Raw genomic sequence first — 6,898 nt, forward strand, 5'->3', positions numbered from 1 at the left:
ACCTTCTTCACGATTTCCTTGGCTTTGCTTCCGAGGCCTGTTGTTGACGGATGATATTTTTCTGATTGATTAAGTGTGGGCGGGAAAACATGGCCCATAGTGGAAAACGAAACATAGCATCTTTTTGGTCAGACGGGATAAATGGAGCAAATGGGGACATATAGGGTACTCCAAAAGAACGTAAACTGGCCAGATGCAACACTAAGAGAAACAGTCCTACTGTAATGCCAAAAAGCCCGTAGGTCGCACTTAACACCATGAATACAAATCGCAATAATCTCACTGAAATCGCCATATTGTAAGAAGGAAAAACAAAACTGGCAATGGCAGTCATAGATACCACGATAACCATGGCCGCAGATATGATTCCTGCTTCAACAGCCGCTTGACCGATTACTAAAGCTCCAACAATGGAAACAGCTTGTCCAATTGCTCTCGGCATTCGAATTCCAGCTTCACGTAATATTTCAAACGTGACTTCCATTAAAAACGCTTCTACCATAGCCGGAAAAGGTACTCCTTCACGTTGGGCAGCTAAACTTATCAGCAGATGTGTCGGCAACATTTCCTGATGAAAGGTGGTAATGGCAATGTATAAAGACGGTGCCAAGAGAGCCAGAAAAAAACAAAGATAACGTAAGATTCGAATTAACCCTAAATCAGAACGTTGATAATAATCTTCAGCGGATTGGAAGTATTGCGCGAATAATGATGGAACGACTAGAACAAATGGCGTTCCGTCAACGAGGATGGCTATACGTCCCTCTAGAAGAGCTGCCGCTACAACATCCGGTCGTTCGGTATTACTCATTGTAGGAAAAGGGGTAAACGTTTCGTCTTGGATTAGCTCTTCGATATAGGCCGATTCCAAGATCCCATCAATATCAATGCGATCAATACGATTTTGAACTTCCTCCACTATCTTTTCATTGGCGATACCCTTGATATACATAATTGCAACATCGGTTTTTGTAACCCTGCCGACAGGTTTTGTTTCTAATCTAAGGTTAGGGTCTTTAATCCTCCTGCGAATTAAAGCTGTGTTGGTCCGTATCGTTTCTGAAAAAGCTTCCCGTGGCCCGCGGATAACATTCTGAGTAGCTGGCTCAGTCACCCCTCGGTCTTTCCAACCCTTCAGCCCCAAGATCAAGCATTGGGAAAATCCATCAATCATGACGGCCGTATCACCTGATAGAATAGCGGTTAAAAGAGTATCGATATCCGTAGCATCTTTAACCTCCCCTACAGCTAATGCATGATCTTTCAAGATTTGAATCGCATTGTTATGTGAGAAGTGGGGAACTGAATCCAACATGATGGACTCCAAGATGAAATTATTCACTGACTTAGAATCAGCTAAACCATCTGTGTATAAGATCGCTACCTTTACTGCTTCTTGACCGACGTATAATTCTCTAATAATAATATCAGAACTGTTACCAACAGCTTCCTTTACTATACAAAGATTATTTTGAAGATTTATATCTAATGGTCTTTTTTCATTCGAACCGTTATGGGAATCCCCTTGGCTTCGAGAGGTTTGTTTGTTCATTTTGTTCAGAATAGTCTTGATGTTAATTTTTATCCCTCCTCTGTATTACTATTATCGGCAACACAGTAAAAATTATGTAGGATTAAGATCATCTTGCACTTGAAGAATGCCTATTAATCAATGACTTAAAGTTAATTGAAGGAACTCTATCATCCTATAGATTGCATCCATGCTAGGCGCACATGAACAAAAACCGTTATTTTTAAAATCGAGGATAATACAATCAAGAGAAAACAGAAAGCAGCCTCGTTTGAGACTGCCAATTGATACAACATTCCAAAGGGGAAATTATTTGTTTTTTAAGGGATACTTAATAAGCTATCTAACAAGGTTTAAATTGCCTGCAAGTATACCAAATAAATTGGATATGCTAAAGCTGAGTACCATAGTTTCCATCCACATAAAAAGCACTCCTAAGGGAATACTCTAATTTCTTATAACTGCTTTTTTACTTCTTCAATTCCTTTTTCCTCAAACTCTAATTTTTCGGGGAAAATCTCAAGCACGTTATTATTGTACTTTTCATCCTCCATTCCGCCCTGATGAAAAGCTTCTTCCTCGTTAAAGCGAATATAAGCAAGATTTTTAAGTTTATGAAGATGGTAAGCAGCATGTTTACTGTTTTCAAAACCTAGTTCTTCAAAATTAACTTTTTTCTCGTAATTGAATTTGTATTCATACAAGGAAAGTAAAAAATTCATATCAAGTTCATCTAACACTCCAATACCTCATTTCTATATTCTTACACCCGACAATTAAAAACAATATCCTCTCATCGTCTCAGTAAGTATTTTTGTATTGTGAAATTCAACATAGCGTTCTATTTTCCCCTATGCCGCTTTTTGTTCCCTGACGCCAAAAATTTCACCAATCATGTAGGAAACGCCCCATACAGATGAATCACGAAAGCCTGATATGTATTTTAAGCTGAGTTTTTGATGTTAATCTTAGAAATTTTCAAACCTAAGTGTAAATTCTCTATTAGGACAATCTAAATAACATTTTCATTTAAGGTTAAAGCTGCAATGACCCCAGCCTTATCAACAAGGCTGCCAACAAGATCTTCCTCTAACGTATCATTCGTTTTATAATTGTCCAATTCAATCACTATTTCCATGTTTAGTCACCCCTTTTTTGAAAATTTCCTCGTTCCCAATCCATATTGCACACAATTTAAGAGCTTTATACTTACCGAGCTACCTCTATTTATCGCATCTGGCTTCTTAACTTCTTTTTTTGTGCCTTATAGTGTTCAGAACTAAACTGCATATTTCTTTATTTAATTTTAAAATAAATACGGTAATTGAAATATTAAAACCCTGTTCAATTAACCTAAGTCAATTTTCTAACAATAAAGTTATTGTTAGTATTAGTATTAATATGATTTTTATCATTTATGTTAATTTAAAATCACCTTATTGGCATTGTTTTGTTTAATGAAACGAATAAAGGAACAATAATTGATTGAGCCATCATCAAAGACTTCCTTCGTTCGGAAATAGGCAATAGCCAGTCGTGTAATGCACGAATGAATCAATTGGAAAGATTCTTATCATTTGTATTCAGGTCAGAACGTTCCAGCGGTAAAGAAGGAAATTTCAGCATTGGCCGTTTTGATCGTGCAAACAGGATTCGAGGAAAGTACTGCTGGATTTGTTGCAGAAGTATTTTCGTTTTCGATATGTAGACGGGGACAATCGTTAGTTTTTGTTGTGGCATATGAAAAGCACCCTACTTAAATTAATACATTTATCGTACCAGGGTGCTGCTCTTTCATATAAGTTGTTTGAATACAGGCTTACTTTAAAGATTAATCATAATTATTTTGAAGTTTTTGCAACAAAACCTAAACAGGATGAATTATTTTCAAGAAAAAATAACTATTTCACACCTGATTTTTCCAACTTTTTAAGTGAGAATTGAATAAGATAAATAATAGCTTGTGTACGAGTTTTAAAATCATTCTTTTCCTTAAAATCATCAATACGTTTTAGTAATTCCACTGGATAACGCATATTTATAAATTGTTTCATTGTTTAATCCTCCATGTGCATGAAAGTAATGTATAATAAACTGGCTATATGTCCTAACGATATCCAAATAGGATGTGACTCAATGTTCATCCATAAAGCCTATACATTTAGTCTAGATGCTAAAATGAATCACAAACAACATTAACTAACAAACCAATTGGTTACATTCAATTTGTACTCTTCTATTAATAAAGATGACGTTTGTTAATTATTTTTTGTAACATAGCAATTTTTAATAACATAGTTCTTACAACTAAACAAGTTGAAAGCCCTATATAAATTCAACTTACCTTTCCTCTAATCTTAGGGGGCCCGCTATCAAGATATATTCTTGAAATGTGATATCCCAAGTTAGTTTTTTCCGGGCATATCTACTTAACATGTCTTATTAGAAACTAAATAAAACAATTATTCGCTTTCATTACTATTGTTTCCGTTGCCATGAATATATAGCGAATTTGCTGAAGAAGCATAAAAAATATAAAGTGTAATCAATATATTGAAGGAGATAATTCTAATGAAAAAACTTTTAAATGTAGTCGCTTTGGTAATGGAAGAATGCATAAAAGCAGCAGCATACGGAAATACCCGAATTGGTAGTAAATAAATTTCTTAACTTAAGCAATCAAAAACGAGGAGTAAATCATAATTTTTTATCTTCTCATTCTTTCTTTGTATAGGATAATTCACCTCAAGTTTCCATAACATGCATTCTCGGTAATTAATTCACTAAAGCACTCTATCAAAAATATTTGATATTCCCGTTTGATTTAAGTGAAAACTTTCACAATTCTTAAGGGACGTTCTATGCCTAACTTTATTTTCTAAATAAAACTGCGTATTTCATTTACCTTGGGTTAAATGCATCAAATGGTGATTTTTTACCACATACAAATAAGCCAAAAACAGACATGTTTTAAATAAAGACATGCATGTTTTTGGCTTATCAGAGTGATTCCCTTTTCAATAATCGTACGTTTAATTGAAGAGGCTATCAACCAATAAATTGCCTTAATAGCTCATTAAACTTGTCACGTTCTTCCCAGAAGGAACCATGACCGCTGTAATGAAACGGAACAAGCTGTGAATTTCCTATTTTTTGATTTAGTTCCTGAGCTTGTGCAAATGGAATAACTTTGTCGTGAACACCGTGAACTATTAAGGTAGGGACAAGTATTTTTGGCAAATCGGCATAAAGCGTCTCATCTCTTAGTGTAATTATGATCGCTGCCGTTGACCAGCCTGCTGCTTGTAAGCCCAATTGAAAAAACCACTCAGAGAATGCGCTTGTTATATATTGAAAGAAAAAGGCGTCTGTCACTTCTTGCATCATCTTAGGACGGTCATTTAACGCTTGAGTAAGGAATCTAGTCGCAGTTTCTGTAGTAAAGCCTGTAGGAGCTGCAGCGTCTACAAGGACAAGGTTGGATACTCCGTAACCATTATGTCGGGACATATACCGAATCGCGATTGCGCCACCTGTAGAGTGACCTACAAGAGTGAAATTGTCTAATTGAAGTACACCAACTACTGCACATATATCATCTGCCAATCGGTCAAAATTGTAACCAGTTATTGGCTTATCCGACTTTCCGAATCCTCTCCAGTCAATTCCGATACAGCGATAACCCATTAAGGCAAGAACATCAAATTGATACTCAAACTGTTTATGGCTTAACGGCCAACCATGTAAAAACACGATCGTCTTACTGCCCTCGGGATATATATCTTCTACATATAATTTTACGCCTGATTCTACAGTAACATAGTATCCCACACCGATTCCCCCTAAAAATGGCCTTGACAATAAGATATTCATTTAAGCAAACATAGGTGAATACCTATTACGTGTTCGAATGCCGTGTCGGTGGTAATGGACGATGCTTATTGAACGTTACTGACCTTTGTTGAACAAGAAATAACGCATATTATATTCATTTTTAGTTTCATAACGCGATATTACAGAAATTCAATGTATTTAGGAGACTACCAAGAACCCTCCAATTAAGCTATCTGAAGGGCTTTCGTGTTCATATAAAATGTCTTATTGGAAGTCCATTTCATGAAGAAAGAGGAATTACATCATGAGACAGGCTACTATCCATGCATGCCTTTTACATCCTAACAATTCCACTTACTCCAGGCGGAATAAATACACTTCTAGGCTTTTCTGGTAATTTATATTTTTCAGATGGTACTCCCGGTTCTGGTTGTTCAGAATTACGTTCCTCTGATTCAGAGTGTTCTATCTGTTGCAGGTATAAATTTTCTATAGTTGGATCTTCTTTCTGTTGTTGATAAGAGTGGTTTAAATAAGCCTGTTGAAGTTGTTGGTAAAGTTGCTGTTGCTGTGAAAAAGTTTCCATAAGGTGATTTAATTGAAGTTCTATATTTGCTATCCTTTGAGCAATATGTCGTGACTCTGATCTTGTCTTTGCATGAGTATTATTGTAATCAAATGAGTTCCAATGATGATACATAATATCCCTTCTTCCGCACTCTTTCATTGATTAAATCATTAATACAAATCACATTCGCAATTTCGGTTTTCCATCTTAATTTGTATACTTGGAATTACATACGTACAATTATTGCTCCACCACCACCACCAGTCATTGTATTTGTATTTACATTATTCTGATGCATGTAACGAAGCATCTGATTATTCTGTTCGACCATTTTAATAAGCATCTCTAGTTGCTTCTCAATATTTGTGATTCTTTGATGGATATTTATTTGATCCATATGGGCATATCTCTGTTGATTCGCGTAATAAGGATAGTATTGCGGCGAGTTCATCTGAGCATTCACTCTCCTTTATTTTAAAAAAGGTCTTAGTATTACTTGTTATTTTATGTAAAATGTTTTAGGGCGTTCGCCTAAATTTTTTAGGGCAATGATTAATAACTGCTTTTTTTTTTCAAATGATTTTTCTCGGAATGGTATTCCATAAGTTGTCTAATTCGATAACTTATAAAAACAGGAAAAATCTTTATATAACAAGCTTTCACGACATATTTCCATAACATTTATATCTCATTCTCTATATAGGCTAAAAATTGCGCAAGGAACGGGAGGACTGTCGCCATTCCTTTTTCTTTGTTGTCCTTGCGAAACTTTTTTCGGCTCGTTGTGGCTCTTTTGCCAAGCCACTAGACCAAAAGCAAGATTCGGGCTATCGGCCTGCACGAGCAATGATACGAGCCGAACCGCCAGATCACCCATCATTTTATGTTGCTCTCTTCCAATATGCCTGTACGCATACGTGGAGGGCTCTGCCCAAAAGCAAGGGAAGTGCCAAAATCTTAGTAAA

General features: G+C 35.9%; 8 protein-coding genes. All 8 read right to left on the bottom strand.

What is annotated here, in order from left to right; all coding sequences use genetic code 11:
* Positions 1-7 precede the first annotated feature (7 nt).
* Positions 8-1,552 (bottom strand): spore germination protein, encoded by a 1,545-nt coding sequence (locus tag AAHB12_RS24240; protein WP_342047626.1) that lies wholly within the window; start codon positions 1,550-1,552, stop codon positions 8-10.
* Positions 1,553-1,986: 434 nt separating this feature from the next.
* Positions 1,987-2,271 (bottom strand): hypothetical protein, encoded by a 285-nt coding sequence (locus AAHB12_RS24245; protein WP_342047627.1) that lies wholly within the window; start codon positions 2,269-2,271, stop codon positions 1,987-1,989.
* Positions 2,272-2,543: 272 nt separating this feature from the next.
* Positions 2,544-2,669 (bottom strand): hypothetical protein, encoded by a 126-nt coding sequence (locus AAHB12_RS24250; protein ID WP_342047629.1) that lies wholly within the window; start codon positions 2,667-2,669, stop codon positions 2,544-2,546.
* A 763-nt stretch (positions 2,670-3,432) separates the two neighbouring features.
* Complete coding sequence (locus tag AAHB12_RS24255) at positions 3,433-3,585, bottom strand: hypothetical protein (protein WP_342047631.1); 153 nt, start codon at positions 3,583-3,585, stop codon at positions 3,433-3,435.
* Positions 3,586-4,579: 994 nt separating this feature from the next.
* Complete coding sequence (locus AAHB12_RS24260; RefSeq protein ID WP_342047633.1) at positions 4,580-5,362, bottom strand: alpha/beta fold hydrolase; 783 nt, start codon at positions 5,360-5,362, stop codon at positions 4,580-4,582.
* Positions 5,363-5,699: 337 nt separating this feature from the next.
* Positions 5,700-6,065, bottom strand: a complete 366-nt coding sequence (locus AAHB12_RS24265) for a hypothetical protein (RefSeq protein WP_342047634.1) — start codon at positions 6,063-6,065, stop codon at positions 5,700-5,702.
* A gap of 94 nt (positions 6,066-6,159) precedes the next feature.
* A complete protein-coding gene (locus AAHB12_RS24270) occupies positions 6,160-6,396 on the bottom strand; it encodes a hypothetical protein (protein WP_342047636.1) in 237 nt (78 codons plus the stop codon).
* 225 nt (positions 6,397-6,621) lie between these two features.
* A partial coding sequence (locus AAHB12_RS24275; protein ID WP_342047638.1) for a hypothetical protein occupies positions 6,622-6,898 on the bottom strand: 277 nt, incomplete at its 5' end.

The organism is Bacillus sp. OTU530 (assembly GCF_038440375.1).

Bases quoted from the DNA above. Each gene is read 5' to 3' on its own strand.
- AAHB12_RS24240 (WP_342047626.1), bottom strand. From the start codon at position 1,552: ATGAACAAACAAACCTCTCGAAGCCAAGGGGATTCCCATAACGGTTCG.
- AAHB12_RS24250 (WP_342047629.1), bottom strand. From the start codon at position 2,669: ATGGAAATAGTGATTGAATTGGACAATTATAAAACGAATGATACGTTA.
- AAHB12_RS24255 (WP_342047631.1), bottom strand. From the start codon at position 3,585: ATGAAACAATTTATAAATATGCGTTATCCAGTGGAATTACTAAAACGT.
- AAHB12_RS24265 (WP_342047634.1), bottom strand. From the start codon at position 6,065: ATGTATCATCATTGGAACTCATTTGATTACAATAATACTCATGCAAAG.